Source organism: Alteribacter natronophilus, from assembly GCF_006007885.1.
Lineage (GTDB): Bacteria > Bacillota > Bacilli > Bacillales > Salisediminibacteriaceae > Alteribacter > Alteribacter natronophilus.
On sequence record NZ_VCRO01000001.1, the window covers coordinates 277,206 to 291,567 of the forward strand.

18 protein-coding genes are annotated in these 14,362 nt (G+C 47.0%); 11 read left to right on the plus strand and 7 right to left on the minus strand.

The window, feature by feature from the left end; translation table 11 throughout:
• Positions 1 to 178 precede the first annotated feature (178 nt).
• The 6 genes from FGB90_RS01425 to FGB90_RS01450 all read left to right on the plus strand — a co-directional run bounded on the left by FGB90_RS01425 (position 179) and on the right by FGB90_RS01450 (position 5,151).
• Positions 179 to 667 (plus strand): DsrE/DsrF/DrsH-like family protein, encoded by a 489-nt coding sequence (locus FGB90_RS01425; RefSeq protein WP_138808787.1) that lies wholly within the window; start codon positions 179 to 181, stop codon positions 665 to 667.
• A 60-nt stretch (positions 668 to 727) separates the two neighbouring features.
• A complete protein-coding gene (locus FGB90_RS01430) occupies positions 728 to 988 on the plus strand; it encodes a metal-sensitive transcriptional regulator (protein ID WP_138808788.1) in 261 nt (86 codons plus the stop codon).
• Between the two features lie 62 nt (positions 989 to 1,050).
• On the plus strand, positions 1,051 to 1,623 hold the full coding sequence (locus FGB90_RS01435) for a sulfurtransferase TusA family protein (RefSeq protein ID WP_138808789.1): 573 nt from the start codon (positions 1,051 to 1,053) through the stop codon (positions 1,621 to 1,623).
• A gap of 59 nt (positions 1,624 to 1,682) precedes the next feature.
• Positions 1,683 to 2,816 carry an MBL fold metallo-hydrolase gene (locus FGB90_RS01440; RefSeq protein ID WP_138808790.1) on the plus strand — a complete coding sequence of 378 codons (1,134 nt, stop codon included), beginning with the start codon at positions 1,683 to 1,685 and terminating at the stop codon, positions 2,814 to 2,816.
• A 333-nt stretch (positions 2,817 to 3,149) separates the two neighbouring features.
• Positions 3,150 to 3,377 (plus strand): sulfurtransferase TusA family protein, encoded by a 228-nt coding sequence (locus FGB90_RS01445; protein WP_138808791.1) that lies wholly within the window; start codon positions 3,150 to 3,152, stop codon positions 3,375 to 3,377.
• 88 nt (positions 3,378 to 3,465) lie between these two features.
• Positions 3,466 to 5,151 (plus strand): SulP family inorganic anion transporter, encoded by a 1,686-nt coding sequence (locus tag FGB90_RS01450; protein ID WP_138808792.1) that lies wholly within the window; start codon positions 3,466 to 3,468, stop codon positions 5,149 to 5,151.
• A gap of 336 nt (positions 5,152 to 5,487) precedes the next feature.
• Here FGB90_RS01450 and nfsA read toward each other — a convergent pair whose 3' ends face one another.
• From nfsA to FGB90_RS01475, 5 genes are all read right to left on the minus strand, one after another.
• Positions 5,488 to 6,237 carry an oxygen-insensitive NADPH nitroreductase gene (gene nfsA, locus FGB90_RS01455; protein WP_138808793.1) on the minus strand — a complete coding sequence of 250 codons (750 nt, stop codon included), beginning with the start codon at positions 6,235 to 6,237 and terminating at the stop codon, positions 5,488 to 5,490.
• A 63-nt stretch (positions 6,238 to 6,300) separates the two neighbouring features.
• A complete protein-coding gene (locus FGB90_RS01460) occupies positions 6,301 to 7,209 on the minus strand; it encodes a cation diffusion facilitator family transporter (RefSeq protein ID WP_138808794.1) in 909 nt (302 codons plus the stop codon).
• Positions 7,210 to 7,289: 80 nt separating this feature from the next.
• Complete coding sequence (locus FGB90_RS01465) at positions 7,290 to 7,868, minus strand: TetR/AcrR family transcriptional regulator (protein ID WP_171051659.1); 579 nt, start codon at positions 7,866 to 7,868, stop codon at positions 7,290 to 7,292.
• A gap of 312 nt (positions 7,869 to 8,180) precedes the next feature.
• On the minus strand, positions 8,181 to 8,570 hold the full coding sequence (locus FGB90_RS01470; RefSeq protein WP_138808796.1) for a YppG family protein: 390 nt from the start codon (positions 8,568 to 8,570) through the stop codon (positions 8,181 to 8,183).
• A gap of 13 nt (positions 8,571 to 8,583) precedes the next feature.
• Positions 8,584 to 9,018 (minus strand): Hsp20/alpha crystallin family protein, encoded by a 435-nt coding sequence (locus tag FGB90_RS01475; protein WP_171051660.1) that lies wholly within the window; start codon positions 9,016 to 9,018, stop codon positions 8,584 to 8,586.
• 156 nt (positions 9,019 to 9,174) lie between these two features.
• Here FGB90_RS01475 and FGB90_RS01480 point away from each other — a divergent pair, with 156 nt between their 5' ends.
• Genes FGB90_RS01480 through FGB90_RS20055 form a run of 3 tightly spaced genes read left to right on the plus strand, consistent with a single transcriptional unit; the run spans position 9,175 to position 10,442 of the window.
• The gene (locus tag FGB90_RS01480; RefSeq protein WP_138808798.1) at positions 9,175 to 9,792 is read left to right on the plus strand and encodes a hypothetical protein; all 618 of its coding nucleotides are present in this window, start codon (positions 9,175 to 9,177) and stop codon (positions 9,790 to 9,792) included.
• 16 nt (positions 9,793 to 9,808) lie between these two features.
• Complete coding sequence (locus FGB90_RS01485) at positions 9,809 to 10,249, plus strand: PH domain-containing protein (RefSeq protein WP_138808799.1); 441 nt, start codon at positions 9,809 to 9,811, stop codon at positions 10,247 to 10,249.
• Positions 10,250 to 10,307: 58 nt separating this feature from the next.
• Positions 10,308 to 10,442, plus strand: a complete 135-nt coding sequence (locus FGB90_RS20055; RefSeq protein ID WP_281280005.1) for a hypothetical protein — start codon at positions 10,308 to 10,310, stop codon at positions 10,440 to 10,442.
• Positions 10,443 to 10,469: 27 nt separating this feature from the next.
• On the opposite strand, the gene FGB90_RS01490 is transcribed toward FGB90_RS20055, so the two are convergent.
• Positions 10,470 to 11,288, minus strand: a complete 819-nt coding sequence (locus tag FGB90_RS01490; RefSeq protein WP_138808800.1) for an ATP-binding cassette domain-containing protein — start codon at positions 11,286 to 11,288, stop codon at positions 10,470 to 10,472.
• Between the two features lie 36 nt (positions 11,289 to 11,324).
• Between FGB90_RS01490 and FGB90_RS01495 the strand changes: the two genes are divergently transcribed.
• Entirely contained in the window at positions 11,325 to 12,155 is an 831-nt protein-coding gene (locus tag FGB90_RS01495) for a CPBP family intramembrane glutamic endopeptidase (RefSeq protein WP_171051662.1), read from the plus strand.
• 112 nt (positions 12,156 to 12,267) lie between these two features.
• Here the strand turns inward: FGB90_RS01495 and FGB90_RS01500 are convergent, their stop codons facing one another.
• Positions 12,268 to 12,924, minus strand: a complete 657-nt coding sequence (locus FGB90_RS01500; protein WP_138808802.1) for a potassium channel family protein — start codon at positions 12,922 to 12,924, stop codon at positions 12,268 to 12,270.
• Between the two features lie 208 nt (positions 12,925 to 13,132).
• Here FGB90_RS01500 and FGB90_RS01505 point away from each other — a divergent pair, with 208 nt between their 5' ends.
• Positions 13,133 to 14,302 (plus strand): mechanosensitive ion channel family protein, encoded by a 1,170-nt coding sequence (locus FGB90_RS01505; protein WP_246056013.1) that lies wholly within the window; start codon positions 13,133 to 13,135, stop codon positions 14,300 to 14,302.
• Positions 14,303 to 14,362: the final 60 nt, after the last annotated feature.

Here is a 14,362-nt window from a genome sequence, read left to right on the forward strand (position 1 = left end):
TGTCCGGAAAATACACCGTGGGGTATATTGAAAGGGAAAAGAAGCAGAATAGCCTCGTACGGGTTAAGAAAAAAATAAAAAACTGCGGTTGACAATATACCCATGAGGGTATATGATAGTCATGTAAGCGACATACCCCATCGGGTATAAAGCAGAAAGAACGAAAGGGGAATATAAAATGGAAAACAACACAAAAAACAATGCAACAATGATCGTTTTTGATGGTGATCTTGATAAAGCGATGGCGAGTTTCATCATTGCCACGGGAGCAGCTGCCATGGGTAAACAGGTGACCATGTTCTTTACATTCTGGGGGTTGAATGTTCTCAGAAAAGACGAGGCAGTCAACGTGAAAAACAAGAACTTCCTTGAGAAAATGTTCGGGAAGATGATGCCGCGGGGACCTGGAAAACTTGGCCTATCAAAAATGAATTTCGGCGGTGCAGGTTCAAAACTCATGAAGAAAATGATGAAGCAGCACAATGTGACTTCGCTTCCGGAACTTATTGAACTGGCTCAGGAAATGGACGTTAAAATGGTTGCCTGCACAATGTCGATGGACGTTATGGGTCTTCAGAAAGAAGAGCTGATCGAAGGCCTTGAGTACGCAGGAGTTGCATCGTACCTTTCAGAAGCTGAAGATGCCAACATTAACCTGTTCATTTAGTTGAATAAAAGAAGCTGCAGTCCGGAAGAGGACCCCTGCGGCAGAAAGGAGGCCGTATTAATGGAATACTCAAAGGAAATGAAAAACCGCGTCAAAAGAGCGGAAGGTCAGATCCGCGGAGTTCTGCAGATGATGGAAGATGAGAAAGACTGCAAGGCGATCATTACACAGATGGCAGCTGTGCGGTCGGCCGTAGACCGTGCTACCGCCTATGTCGTGGCCAAAAACCTTGAAAACTGTCTTGAGCAGGAGACGGAAACTGACACACAGCGTGAAGAACTTATTGAAGAAGCAGTAAAGATGCTTGTAAAAAGCCGGTGACATGGTCACCAAAAAAATTTAAATAAAATTATACCCGTTGGGGTATAAAGGAGGAACAGGTAATGACAATAAAATCAGATCACGTACTGGATGCCAGAGGACTTGCATGCCCGATGCCAATCGTCAAAACGAAAAAGGAAATCGATCGATTAACTCCAGGTGCTGTTCTCGAAATCCAGGCAACCGACAAAGGGTCACTTGCAGACATGAAAGGCTGGGCAAAAAACACGGGACATGACTATCTCGGAACGAAAGAAGAAGGGGATGTTCTGATCCACTACATCCGGAAGGCAAATCCCGATGAAGTGAAGGAAGACAGCCCTTACGAACCGGAAGTTTCAAATGAACAGCTGGAAGCCGAGCTGAAAGCCAACAAGACGTTTACACTTGTGGATGTAAGAGAACCGGCTGAGTATGCATTCACCCGGATTCCAAAAGCCGTTTCCATCCCACTTGGAGAACTTGAAAACAGAACCGGTGAATTGAACAAAGAGGAGCAGATCTATGTGGTCTGCCGTACAGGTAACCGCAGCGGGATGGCAGCAGGACTTTTAAAAGAAGCAGGATTTGAAAAAGTGACCAATGTGAAACCGGGTATGAGCGGCTGGTCGGGCGATACAGAGTCTGATCAGTAGAGACGGAGTTTTTCAGGTCTGTTTTAAAAAATCAGAGAAGATTTCAGGAGGTATGCTTAATGAGTCTTAAACCGATGTCAGCAAAAGAACTTGCCGGTCTGGTAATGGACCGTAATGAGGAAGTTTTTATTCTCGATGTACGTGCTGAGGAAGCATTTAAAGACTGGAAAATTGAAGGTGAAGGCGTCAGCATCATGAACCGGCCATACTTCGATCTAATGGACGGAGTGGAGGAAATCCTTGGAGACCTTCCGGAAGATAAGCCTGTCGTTGTGGTTTGTGCCAAGGAAAAGTCATCTGTTTTTGTAGGCGAGATGATTGCTGAAGCAGCAGGGCGGGAACTGTTCTACCTCACAGGCGGAATGCGTGCATGGAGTGAACACCTGGAACCTGTGAAAGTAGGGGACCTGAAAGACGGGGGAGAGCTTTACCAGTTTGTAAGAATCGGAAAAGGGTGCCTTTCCTATCTGATTGCTTCAGAAGGAGAAGCTGCACTGATTGATTCAAGCAGAACGACCGAACCTTATGAAACGTTTCTTAAGGAAAAAGGGCTCACATTAACGCATGTCATTGATACGCACCTGCATGCGGATCACATTTCAGGCGGACGCAGACTCCGTGACAAAACAGGTGCTTCCTACTGGCTTCCTCCAAAGGATGCAGAAGAAGTTACCTTTGAATATGAGGCTCTCGAAAACGGACGTGATATTACTGTTGGTAAAACGAAAGTTGCGATTCATCCAGTATACTCTCCGGGGCATACGATCGGAAGCACCTCGATGGTCATTGACGGGGAGTACCTGATTTCAGGTGACATTCTCTTTGTTGATTCCATCGGACGTCCTGATCTCGCTGGAAAGGCAGAGGACTGGGTTGGCGATCTGCGCGATACCCTCTACCGGGTATATGCGGATCTCAGCAATGAACTGTATGTACTTCCCGCCCACTTCGCAAAGCAGAGTGAAATGGATGAACGGGGCCGTGTAATGGAAAAACTCGCTGTTCTTTTCGAAAAAAACAGCGGGCTGAACATTGAGGATGAGGGAGAATTCCGCAGAACCGTATCGGAGAACCTGCCGCCGCAGCCGAATGCCTATCAGGAAATCCGTCAGACCAACATGGGGAAAATGGATCCATCAGAAGAAGAGCAGACGGATATGGAAACAGGACCGAACCGCTGCGCTGTAAGTTGATGGTCAGCAGCTTTTATACCTGAAAAAAGAAACGGTTGGGATTTTGCCGGTTATAACCCTTAAGCTGTGTTCGTACAGATTGCTGCTATTCACCAAATTAATTACGAAGCGAAAGGCGGCGACTCCGGCGGGAATAGCATCAGGTGCGAGCGTTTACAGCCTGTGATTGCTTCGAGCTGCTTCGACGCATACAGCTTCGAAGCTTACCTTGCAGAGGAAGAAGCAGAAGCACTCCCCAGGAGGCTGAAGCGATGCCCGCGGAAAGCGTCATAAAACAGCAGCCTTTCAGAAAGCGGCTCATTTTATAAGTGAACAAAAAAAGGAGAGATAAACATGGAAAACACTAAAGTACTCGACGCAAAAGGACTGGCATGTCCAATGCCTGTAGTAAAGGTGAAAAAGGAAATGGATACACTTGAGACAGGCGACGTTCTTGAAGTGCACGTCACCGACAAAGGGGCCAAAGCCGATCTGCCTGCATGGAGCAAATCATCAGGTCACGAACTTCTCAAGGAAACAGAAGAAGAAGGTGTGCTGAAATTCTGGTTTAAAAAGTCCTGATTATGCCAACAAGAAAGATAGCAGCAGCTGTCTTGGAAGGGGACCTCACTGCGGGGTCCCTCTTCCTTTATGAAAGGAGGAGTGATTGATGAGCAGATGGTTTCCGCTGTTTCAGCAGTTAAAAGGAGACTATGACTTAAGGCGTGATCTGAAAGGGGATTTGAACGCAGGTCTGATTGTGGCGATTATGCTGATCCCGCAGGGGATGGCCTATGCCATGCTTGCCGGCCTTCCGCCGGTAATGGGGCTTTATGCTTCAACAGTGCCTCTCTTTTTATACGCGCTTTTCGGAACGTCGCGGCAGCTGGCCGTGGGACCGGTTGCAATGGTGTCACTTCTTGTTTTTACCGGAGTTTCGGGACTGGCGGAACCGGGTTCCTCTGAATATATATCCTATGTGGTGCTTCTTGCGGTAATGACCGGGATCATTCAGCTGGTAATGGGGCTTCTTCGAATCGGTAAGGTGACTAAATTTATCTCCCATGCGGTAATCAGCGGATTTACATCCGCTGCAGCCATCATTATCGGACTCAGTCAGCTCAAGCACCTGCTCGGTGTGGATCTGGGGGAATCCAAGAATGTTTTTGTAATTCTTTATGAAGCTCTCAGTCAGGCCGGCAGTGTACATCTTCCGACACTGGCCATCGGAGCGGCTGCCATTGTATCCCTTGTTCTTCTGAAAAAATACGTAAAAAAGATTCCCGGCCCTCTTGCTGTAGTTATCATTTCCATCCTTTTTGTCTGGAGCGCGGGTCTTGATGAAAAAGGGGTAAGTATTGTAGGGGAGATCCCTGCCGGCCTTCCATCATTCTCAATTCCTGCATTTGATTTTGGTGTTTTACAGACTCTGCTCCCGATCGCAGTTACTATATCCATTATCGGTTTTGTGGAGTCCTATGCCATGGCTAAAGTCATTGCAGGAAAAGAGCGTTATCCAATCAGTGCCGATCAGGAACTGCGGGCGCTGGGGATCTCCAATGCCGGAGCCGGGTTGTTTTCAGGTTTTCCGGTCACCGGGGGATTCTCCCGTTCAGCGGTCAATTATTCTGCCGGTGCAAGATCCGGTCTTGCCACAGTCATTACAGGAATCTTTATTGTACTGACACTTTTATTTTTCACGTCCTGGTTTTACTATTTACCTCAGGCCGTGCTGGCGGCGATTATTTTTACGGCTGTATATGCCCTGATTGATTTCAGGGAACTGTTGCATCTGTGGAAAATCAAGCGGGCCGATGCGGCCGCATTTATCATCACGTTCGCTGCCACACTTGTGATTGGTATTGAGGCAGGAATTGCTGCGGGTATCGTGTTTTCCCTGCTGACTTTTATCTATCGGAGCGGTAGTCCCCATATGGCCAGACTCGGGTGGGTGGACCGTATCGGGGCCTACAGAAATACAGAGCGTTTTCCGGATGCTGTGACTGATCCGGCACTGCTGTTAGTCAGAATTGATGCACCGGTTTACTTTGCCAACATGGGGTATATTGAAGAGCAGCTCCGTTCATTTCTTCTGGAGGAAAAAGAAGCTGAAAAAGTGGTGTTTGATTTTTCAGGTGTAAATGACATGGATGCTGTCGCGATTGATGAGATGGAGAAATGGATTGATGACCAGGAAGAACAGGGAATCTCCATCTATCTTACTGAAGTTAAAGGTCCCGTTCGCGATCTGCTGGAGAGAGCAGGTTGGAAGAAGAAGTATCCGCACATGTTTGCAGCACATACGCTGGATCAGACGATTACGAGTATTCACGGAGAGCTGGAGGGGGATGCATGAATCGGCATGGACAGAGCGGAGGTAAAGTGAAAAATCAGTCTCTTATTATGACTGTATCCGGCATTTCTGCTGCAGCCGTTCATGCTTAAATTTAATAATGAGTATTACTCTTAGTCAGCAAATCGATCTCTTGCGCAGCTGACGCCAGCAGCGAGACACCTGCGGCAGTGGCGAGCATCCGCATCATGCTCTAACTTCGAGGTGCTCGCTCTTCGCTGGAGTCGCGGCCTTTCGCTCCGAATTTATTAATACCATTAGCAGCAATCTTTGCGAAAAGAGCATTAAAAAAAGAGAGCAGGATACTGTTCCCGCTCTCTTTTTTCAGCTGTTTTTGTATCAGCTTTTCATAAATCCTTTTTTGTCAAGGTATGATTTCATATGCATACGCTTAGGTTCAGAGAGCATGCCGCTCATCTGTTCCGTCCAACGGTCCGACCGTTTGCCGCCTGTACGGTCGCTGTAGTAGGAGGAGATGGTTTCATTATATTTTTCGAGACCTTTTTTGAACTGCTCCCGATCCTGTTCGTACTTTTCCTCATGATACACGTTCTTCAACGGAAGGCGTGGTTTTTGGGATGTTTCTTTTGCAGGTTCTCCCACAGCAAGTCCGAACAATGGCACCACACGGTCCGGAAGTCCGAGAAGCTCGCCAGCTTCTTCAATATTATTTCTGATTCCTCCAATGTAGCAGATTCCGAGGCCCATCGATTCGGCGGCAATAGAAGCGTTTTGTGCAGCCAGTGCAGCATCCACCGAAGCCACCAGAAACTTCTCTGTACTTTCAAGGGAGGCGGTGACGTCGGTCTGTTCCATTTCGCCGGCTGCTTCGTGACGGTTCAGATCGGCACAGAAAACAAAAAAGTGCCCGTTTGCTGCCACGTAGGGCTGATTACCTGCAAGCTCGGCCAGGCGGGCTTTTGTATCGGGGTTCTTAACTCCGATGATGGTATAAGCCTGGATAAAGCTTGACGTGGAGGCCATCTGGGCACATTCCACAATTGTGTTAATCTGCTCCTGAGACAGTTTTTTCTCTGTAAACTGCCGCACGGACCTGTGCGAAAGCAGGGTCTGAATAGTAGGGTTCATATGACATCACTCCATAGACAGGGCATTTACGTTCAGTCTACCATAAAAGGAGCGAAGTGCCTTCTATAGTGCCCATTTCCGGTCTGCCGTAAATGTGACAGTGAGCCAGGGGTCCCCGGTGATTTCTTTAAGCTCAGCTGAAAGAATTTCCCGCAGTTTGTCCTGTTCCCTGACGGATGCAGCGGAGCATGATGCTGTGATGACAAAGTCAATATCAATATAGATTCCACTTCCGGCCCTTGAAATTCTGGTGAACGATTCTTTCATTTTATACTGCCTTTCCATTTTCTGTACCACCGCTTTTACTCTTCCTGCCGTTTCGTCAGTATCGGACATTCCTATGATTTCGCGGAAACTCCTGTACATATAGACAAGAGGCACTTTAAGAAGAAGGAGGGAAACGATGAGTACAAGTATCGGATCCACAAACGGAACCAGTGCATCCAGACCTGTGCCCTGAAGCAGAACGGCACCAATAAATCCTGCGAAAACACCAAGGCTCAGATAACCGTCCATCAGCCACTGATTCATTTCGGCTCTGACAAAATTCGTAATCGCTTCCCTGTTCTTAAATCTGATATAAAAGACGTAGCCAAAACAGGCCACGGTCGATAAAACCGAATATGCAAGAGCGGAGCCAAGCGCCACGTCACGGCCGCCGGCAGCAAGATCGGAGACAGCGAATATACCGGCAAGCAGAATGAGTACTGTAATGACAGCGTATTTAATCAGAATGACAAACGGTTCAATCATCAGTTTCCCGTACGGGAAGTTTCTGTCATCTCGTTTCTTCACGTACCTGGCTGCAAGAAAGGTCATCAGAGAAAGGATGACACTGATAAAAGAGTACACGCCGTCAAAAAAGATCATCCGGGAATTCGCTGAAAGCCCCCATACAAGTCCGGTAACGGCGAAAAGCAGTGCCCCGGCAACGGATATAAAAAGAAGCCTGTCTTCTTTTGACTTAAACATAAATTCACTCTCCTGAAATTTATGACTGACTATCAGTCATTCGTGTGTGTGAAAAAAGCTTTCCCCATAAGGGACAAGCTTTAGAATGTATTTTTTAGGAAGATCCACACGTTATCTTTTAATTCTTCCACTGTCTGTTTACTGGTTTGTGAGTGGGAAAAGAAATGGTTCTCAGCAGTATTTTCAATCGTATTAATCATCATTTTCACCTGGCTCATGGAGTCGATGGCCGGGTGGCATTCACCGCGGGTACAGGCTGCTTCAAACCGTTCGTGAACCCATTCATAATAAGGCCGGTAAATCTGTTCCCAGCGGTCAAAAGACTGGTAAAATGCCATGCCGGAATAACAGAAAATGATCACATTTCTGTATCGTTCAGTGATCTTGAATGTTTCATCGATCATAACAGACAGAGTGTCTTTAAAACTGCGGCTGCCTTCATCACGATTGGCAATCGCAGCCATCTGTTCGTTAAAAATCCTCTCTGCAATAGCAGGAACAACTTCACTTTTGGAGGAAAAATAAAGATAAAATGTCCCCTGAGCCACCCCGGCTTCTTTTACGATCCTTGAAACAGGTGTTTTCTCAAATCCGCCTTCCGAAAGAACCTTCATGGCGGCGTCAAGAATCTGATTATACTTGCCGTCTTTTTTATTCATATTCTGCAACCACTCCAATAATGACTGACTATCAGTCATTATACTTGCGAATGGAGGCAGTGTCAATTTCGTCCGTTCGAAAACAGGCGGAGATGGTGGTAAAATAAGGTGAGGTATACGCCAGTAACGCACTACAAACCCCGCGCGCACAATCCAGCCATGAAGATTCAAAAAGAAAGGCGGCATGATACATATGAAGGAACAGAAATGGATGATGTGGGGACTGGTCGTTGTCATTATAATGACAGCTGCAGTAATTTTGACAGGTATTTTAACAGAGTAAAAGCCGGAAGCAGGATCAGCTTCAGGCTTTTAGGGGGAGAGCATCGTAAATAAGCTGCCAACCTGCTTCATAAAAGGACCAATCTGATTGGCTGTTTTCATGACCTGGTCCATGGCAACGAAAGCTTTGTTGTAATCAAATTTGCCGTCCTTCGTCTGAAAAGCGGCCAGCAGACCGACGTTTTTTACCTGCTGTCCGGGATAATACCCATGGTAATACCCTCCGTAAGGCTGGGGGGGCTGACCCGGGTAGCCGGACTGCTGATGAGGGTGTGCAGGGAAGGTTCCCTGACTGTAGTGCTGCTGCCATCCCTGATGGGGATAATAGCCGTTAAACGAAGGTGAACCCGTATATGCCGGCGTGTTCTGCTGCTGAAAGTACTGAGGATGAGTCTGCCATCGATATTCGTGAGGATGCATTCATAATTCCTCCTTATTCCACTGGGATACGTTTCCGCCGGTTCGGAATACGGATGGTAAGAAGACCATCTTTCAGCGTAGCTCTGACTTCCTTTTCGTTAACGTAAAAAGGAAGTGTAATTGTTCTTTCAGCATGCTGAAACTGCCTGCTTCGTGATCGGAAGCCGGTTCTGTCGTTTCGGGTTTCCGTGTCGGCTCTGCTGTTTACGGATATTTTAATGTAATTATGGTACACATCCAGAGACAGCTGGCTTTTTTTAATTCCCGGAAGCTCTGCTTCGATAATATATTCTTTTTTTGTTTCGTATTCGTATACCGGAATTGAACGGGGGATACTGATTTTTTCGACCGTGTTCTGAAAGAAGCCGTCCAGTGAGCTCAAAATATCGCCAAACGGCTGTTCATGAATCGGTTTAGGCACATTTTTTCCGCTGTTTGGTTCCTTCATGCTTCTCACCTCAACCATAGATTCCATAATTACTATATGCAGAAACGGGCGGGCGGTTCAGGCGGACATCCCGAAACTTTCCTGAACCGGAACCTTATGTAAGGGCTCTGCGTACATGGAGTAGAGAGAAACAATGGAAAAGGTGGCTGGTATGTAATGGGATTCTGGAACATGGTCGGATTGATGTGCCTGGGGGTGTACATGTACGAGAAAATGTTCGTATTGAAAACACGGGGTGTTTCCAGATTTGGAGAACCTGTAAATCTGATCCTTCAGGCCGGTTCGCTGATCGCGTTTTCATCTGCATTTATTCTGGAATCAAACCCGTGGTTTATTGCCGGCGTCGTATTGCTGAGTGTGGCGGCAGCTGTGATCGGGTCCGGGTTTAAAAGTGTGATAAATGTAAAGAACTGTTCCCGCGGGGAAGTTGTGGATGCAGTTGAAGCAATAAAAGATAAGGATATTCTCCCCTTTGATAAAAAAGAGGAGAAAGTTGATGGGAAACAGGTAATCTACAGCCACAGTGAGTCAAAGGCGAAACTCGAGATTAAATGGTCGACATCATTTTTAAATGACAACAGGCCGGACAACGCCAGACTTACTTTTACGAAAGATGAAAGTGCGTACAGTTACCAGAGGGCCGAGGAGGAACTTTTTTTACGTTTAAGGTCTGAGCGTGAGAACAGAACATTTTACCGGCAGAACGCAGCCTGCATGCTGCTGGTTATCGGTTTTTCCATGTTTGCCTACTTTATTACCGGAATAGGAAATTAAAACGGGGGAGAGGCATTTGAAATTTGATATACATAAACCGGCATGGGTGATGATCCTGGTGGCGGCATCTTTTCTTCTCATCATCGGTCTGCTGTTTTTTACTGATGACAGAGAGGCGCGGCTGATAATTGGGATTGTACTGTTAGTTGATCTTCCGCTTCTCATTTTTTTCTGCGGCGTCTTTTTCCGGGGATATCACCGGATCGAAGGCAGCGTGCTGACCGTTTACTACGGTGTTTTAAAATGGGAGATTTCACTTGAGGATGTAAGGTCTGCTGAAATTATCCAGAATAGATGGTATCACAGTACCTGGCCGCCTGCTTTCAAGTCAAGGCAGATCCGGATTACCTACGGACGCTTTGGAACTCTGGACATCACATCTCCGGACGAGGAGGATTTGTTTATGAAAGAAATACTCAAATATACCGAGGAAGAGCCGGATAGAACAATGCTTTAAATCATCGGTAATTCCAGCTAAAATAGAAGGTAACGTTATTCAGTAAGGAGCCGGGCCAATGGAGAAGTTCCACAAATTTCTTATATTATTCTTTCTGCTCGGAACGGGGGCTGTAATGGTCATGTACATTGTCTATGTGATCTTTGGTCTGCTGTTTGGTGTGGAAAACAAAGAAGCTCCACCAGGGCAGTAGGTGAGCTTCTTTTTTCATTTCCGATATTTACTCTGCCTGTTTGAGGGGAGTTTCTTCCGGATAAGGAACGACTCTTCCCTGTTTTAATGTAAAGATTCTGTCCGCCTCCTCATGGAGTATACGGTCATTCCCTGCAATGATGACAGTAATACGGTTTCTTCTTGCGAACGTAATGAGGCGGCAGAGGACATCCGTTCCCTGACTGCCTGTCAGGGTTCGGGCTGGATCATCGGCAAGAATAAGGCGTGGTGTATTCATCAGCACAAGGGCAATCGTAGTCAGAACCCTGTCCCTTTCATTGAGCCCCTCCAGACTTTCATCTGAAACAGCCCCAAGGCCGAGGTCCCCTAAAATTCCGTCTGCTTTTGCTGAAGCATTTCTATAGCTCGTGCTTCCGGCTGGAATACCTTGAAGAAGGTGCTGTCTCGGGGACAGGTACGGTGCGAGAATGGCCTCCCTGGAAATGAATCCGATCGTTTTAAGACGCCATTCGGGTCTGTCCGGTATCTTCAGAAGGTTTTCTCCAAATACCGAAACGGTTCCTTTATTTGGTGGGGTCATGGCGGCAATCATATTCAGCAGCGTCGTTTTGCCGGACCCGCTGCTGCCCCGGACTGCAATAAACTCTCCTTCTCTTACTTTAAGATCTGCCTGGGTGAACACGGTTTTAAGTCCGCCCTCACATGCAAACCTTTTTAAAACGTCTGATAATTCAACGGCATACAAACTACTCACCTCCATTTTCGTCCTGCAGGCCCTGTTTATTGATCTGTATGTGGAAACAGGCAGGACAAGTACAGGTTTTTCTGTGAAACTTCTGCCGGATTTAGACGTATAGTCTTTCATGGGAAGCAATCGAACATGGAAAGGCTGGGGGAGTTTATGAATAAATCAGCAGAAAACACAGGAAAAGATGGAATAGATCGAAGAGATCGAAAACCATGGCGCTCTTATCTTATTTTCCTTGCACTCGCAGCAGCAGGTACACTGACACTTTACCCTATGATGCTGGAAACTGTGGAAGTGCAGCTTCAGACTCTTGATCTTGAAATACCAATGTCACTTGAAACTCTGGCATGGCTTTCACTTATCAATCCGTTTTTGATTGCTTTTGCTGCTGTTACAGCAGGTCACCTGACGGTCAGGAAAACAGGCCTGACTTCTTTTACCTACGACTGGGACCGCCGTGGAACACCGTTTTTTTCGCGGTTTCTTCCAGCAGTTAAAACCGGGATTGCAGGAGGAGCAGCAGCGGGGCTGATTATTGTGGTGGCGGACATCATTTTCCGGCCGTGGGTGCCTGATGAACTCGTAACAGGTGGGGAGTTCCCCGGGTTGTCCCATGTGCTTATGGCTTTCGTCTATGGCGGGATCGTGGAAGAACTGATGATCCGCTGGGGAATGATGACCGTGATTGTGTGGCTCATCTGGAAGCTGTTCCAAAGGAAGAGGGAAGTACCGGGAACTGCTGTGTTCTGGGTGGCTATTTTCGTATCATCGTTCTTTTTTGCTCTCGGTCATTTCGGTGTTACAGCTGCCTCTGTTGAGATGACGGGAACCGTCTTCCTGAGAATGATGCTTCTTAACGGCGCGGCCGGAATCATATTCGGCTGGCTGTACTGGAAAAAAGGGCTGGAAACGGCTATGGCTGCGCACATCATGGCTCATGTAGTGATGATTGGTGCTTCGATCGTGGCAGGCCTTGCGGGATAAGGATGAGCGAGCCTGACAGCAGGCGGAATTCGACAAGGGAAAAGCAGTTCCCAATTAAATCGGGAACTGCTTTTTTCGTGTGAGCCTCTGAAATAACCCCTGGTGCCACTGATTACAGGGCCTCCTGCTGAAAGCGGCGAAGGTCGTTTTTGTGGCCGATCACAACGAGAAGATCACCGGGGTTCAGCGTGTCTTCCGGATGAGGGGTTACATCCACTTTGTTTTTCTGCTTGATGGCGATAATTGTACAGCCGTAGCGCGCCCGGATATCGAGGTCGGCCAGTGATTTACCTTTTACCTTAGTGGTGGCCAGTGTTTCCACGATACTGTAATCGTTGGACAGATCAATATAATCGATCACTTTTTCCGACGTGAGAAATTCCGCTATTCTCTGTCCCATATCCGATTCCGGATGGAAGACTCGGTCGGCACCGATCTTCTCAAGAACTTTATGATGGTAATCATTCTGTGCTTTTACCCAGACCTGGCGGATATCGAAATCCTTCAGATGCAGGGTACAGAGGATACTCGCCTGAATGTCTTCTCCAATCGCTACAATTGCATGATCGAAGTTGCGGATCCCGGCATCAAGAAGCACCTTTTCATCTGTTGCATCGGCATTAACTGTATGCGTGGCATAATCCTTAATGGCCTTTAATTTGTTTTCGTCTTTATCTATGGCCAGCACTTCGTGATTCATGCGGTGCAGTTCTTTGCACATACTAGAACCGAAGCGGCCCATTCCGATGATGACAAACTGTTTTTTCATGGATGGTTCCCTCTACTCTCTGATATCATTGGAAGAAGTATACCACTCCTGAACAGGCGGTATCAAGGCGTTCCTTAAGGTCCCTTGCTGGCCGGCCCGAGATTTTATTTCAGCCATAAACAGCACTGTCGAACTATGGACAGGAGCATGTTTCTCTGTACAATATACAGTATTGATTCTTACTTTCGCGATAAAGGATGAGCTGTACATGATAGATGATGGAAATGAAAGCATAAATCGAAACGGCAATGAAGCAGTCGTTGAAGACGAACCACTGATTGATGCAGAAGCTGTGATGGAGACTGTAACCGGTATAACGCTGCAGGAATACGGGATAGCTCTTGCTATCTTCATCCTGTTTTTTGTTTTCCGGAGGCTGTTTACCCGGTATCTGTTCAAATTCATCGTTACGGTGTCAAACAAGGGGAAGACAGACCTTCTTTACTATGCACTCCTTGCTTTTGAAAAGCCGATGCGTTTTTTCCTCGTTATTATCGGTATTTACGCATCCCTTATTTACCTGCCGCTGCCTGAGGGATTTAACGAGCCTATGGTGCAGATTTTCAGGACGGTGGTCATCGCTCTGATTTCATGGGGGCTGTTTAACCTTTCGTCCTCTACATCGAAGGTATTTACAAAAGTGGGAAAAAGGCTGGACATTGAGATCGATCAGATCCTTTTGCCGTTTCTCTCCAAACTCGTGCGTTTTGCCATTATTGCCATGGCGCTCAGCATCATTGCCAGCGAGTGGGATTATGATGTGAACGGATTTGTTGCCGGTCTCGGTCTTGGGGGTCTTGCCTTTGCCCTTGCGGCTCAGAATACGATCAGTAACTTTTTCGGCGGGATCGTCATTATCACGGAAAAGCCGTTTTCCATTGATGACTGGGTTCAATCCCCGAGCGTGGAGGGAATTGTTGAGGATATATCGTTTAGAAGTACGAAGATCCGGACGTTTGACCAGGCTCTTGTTACAGTACCAAACTCGACACTGGCTAACGAGCCGATTACGAACTGGTCCAAAATGGGGAAACGTCAGATTACGTTTAAGCTCGGTCTGAAATACTCCACTTCCAGGCAGAAGCTTCAGACATGTGTCAGCCGGATAGAGGAATTGCTGAAAAACAGTCCCCAGGTGGACCAGGAGCTCATTATGGTCCGTTTCGATGGATTTGGATCGAGCAGCCTGAATATTTTCATCTATTTCTTTACTAAAACTACCGCCTGGACGGAGTACCTTGAAGCAAAAGAGGAACTGAACCTTGAAGTCATGAAGATCCTTGAGGAAGAAAATGTGGAAGTTGCCTTTCCAAGCCAGAGTCTGTATCTTCACCATGAGACGAGCGCGGAAAAATCAGGTGAAAGGGAACACAGTTAATAAAAGCTTCCAAATAAGAAGCAGATGTATTCCCGAGGAGGGTGAAGCGATGCCTGCGGA

Excerpts from the sequence above, each read along its gene's own strand:
- FGB90_RS01425 (WP_138808787.1), top strand. The coding sequence starts at position 179 with ATGGAAAACAACACAAAAAACAATGCAACAATGATCGTTTTTGATGGT.
- FGB90_RS01430 (WP_138808788.1), top strand. The coding sequence starts at position 728 with ATGGAATACTCAAAGGAAATGAAAAACCGCGTCAAAAGAGCGGAAGGT.
- FGB90_RS01435 (WP_138808789.1), top strand. The coding sequence starts at position 1,051 with ATGACAATAAAATCAGATCACGTACTGGATGCCAGAGGACTTGCATGC.
- FGB90_RS01440 (WP_138808790.1), top strand. The coding sequence starts at position 1,683 with ATGAGTCTTAAACCGATGTCAGCAAAAGAACTTGCCGGTCTGGTAATG.
- FGB90_RS01445 (WP_138808791.1), top strand. The coding sequence starts at position 3,150 with ATGGAAAACACTAAAGTACTCGACGCAAAAGGACTGGCATGTCCAATG.
- FGB90_RS01450 (WP_138808792.1), top strand. The coding sequence starts at position 3,466 with ATGAGCAGATGGTTTCCGCTGTTTCAGCAGTTAAAAGGAGACTATGAC.
- nfsA (WP_138808793.1), bottom strand. The coding sequence starts at position 6,237 with ATGAACCCTACTATTCAGACCCTGCTTTCGCACAGGTCCGTGCGGCAG.
- FGB90_RS01460 (WP_138808794.1), bottom strand. The coding sequence starts at position 7,209 with ATGTTTAAGTCAAAAGAAGACAGGCTTCTTTTTATATCCGTTGCCGGG.
- FGB90_RS01465 (WP_171051659.1), bottom strand. The coding sequence starts at position 7,868 with ATGAATAAAAAAGACGGCAAGTATAATCAGATTCTTGACGCCGCCATG.
- FGB90_RS01470 (WP_138808796.1), bottom strand. The coding sequence starts at position 8,570 with ATGCATCCTCACGAATATCGATGGCAGACTCATCCTCAGTACTTTCAG.
- FGB90_RS01475 (WP_171051660.1), bottom strand. The coding sequence starts at position 9,018 with ATGAAGGAACCAAACAGCGGAAAAAATGTGCCTAAACCGATTCATGAA.
- FGB90_RS01480 (WP_138808798.1), top strand. The coding sequence starts at position 9,175 with ATGGGATTCTGGAACATGGTCGGATTGATGTGCCTGGGGGTGTACATG.
- FGB90_RS20055 (WP_281280005.1), top strand. The coding sequence starts at position 10,308 with ATGGAGAAGTTCCACAAATTTCTTATATTATTCTTTCTGCTCGGAACG.
- FGB90_RS01490 (WP_138808800.1), bottom strand. The coding sequence starts at position 11,288 with ATGAAAGACTATACGTCTAAATCCGGCAGAAGTTTCACAGAAAAACCT.
- FGB90_RS01495 (WP_171051662.1), top strand. The coding sequence starts at position 11,325 with ATGAATAAATCAGCAGAAAACACAGGAAAAGATGGAATAGATCGAAGA.
- FGB90_RS01500 (WP_138808802.1), bottom strand. The coding sequence starts at position 12,924 with ATGAAAAAACAGTTTGTCATCATCGGAATGGGCCGCTTCGGTTCTAGT.
- FGB90_RS01505 (WP_246056013.1), top strand. The coding sequence starts at position 13,133 with ATGATAGATGATGGAAATGAAAGCATAAATCGAAACGGCAATGAAGCA.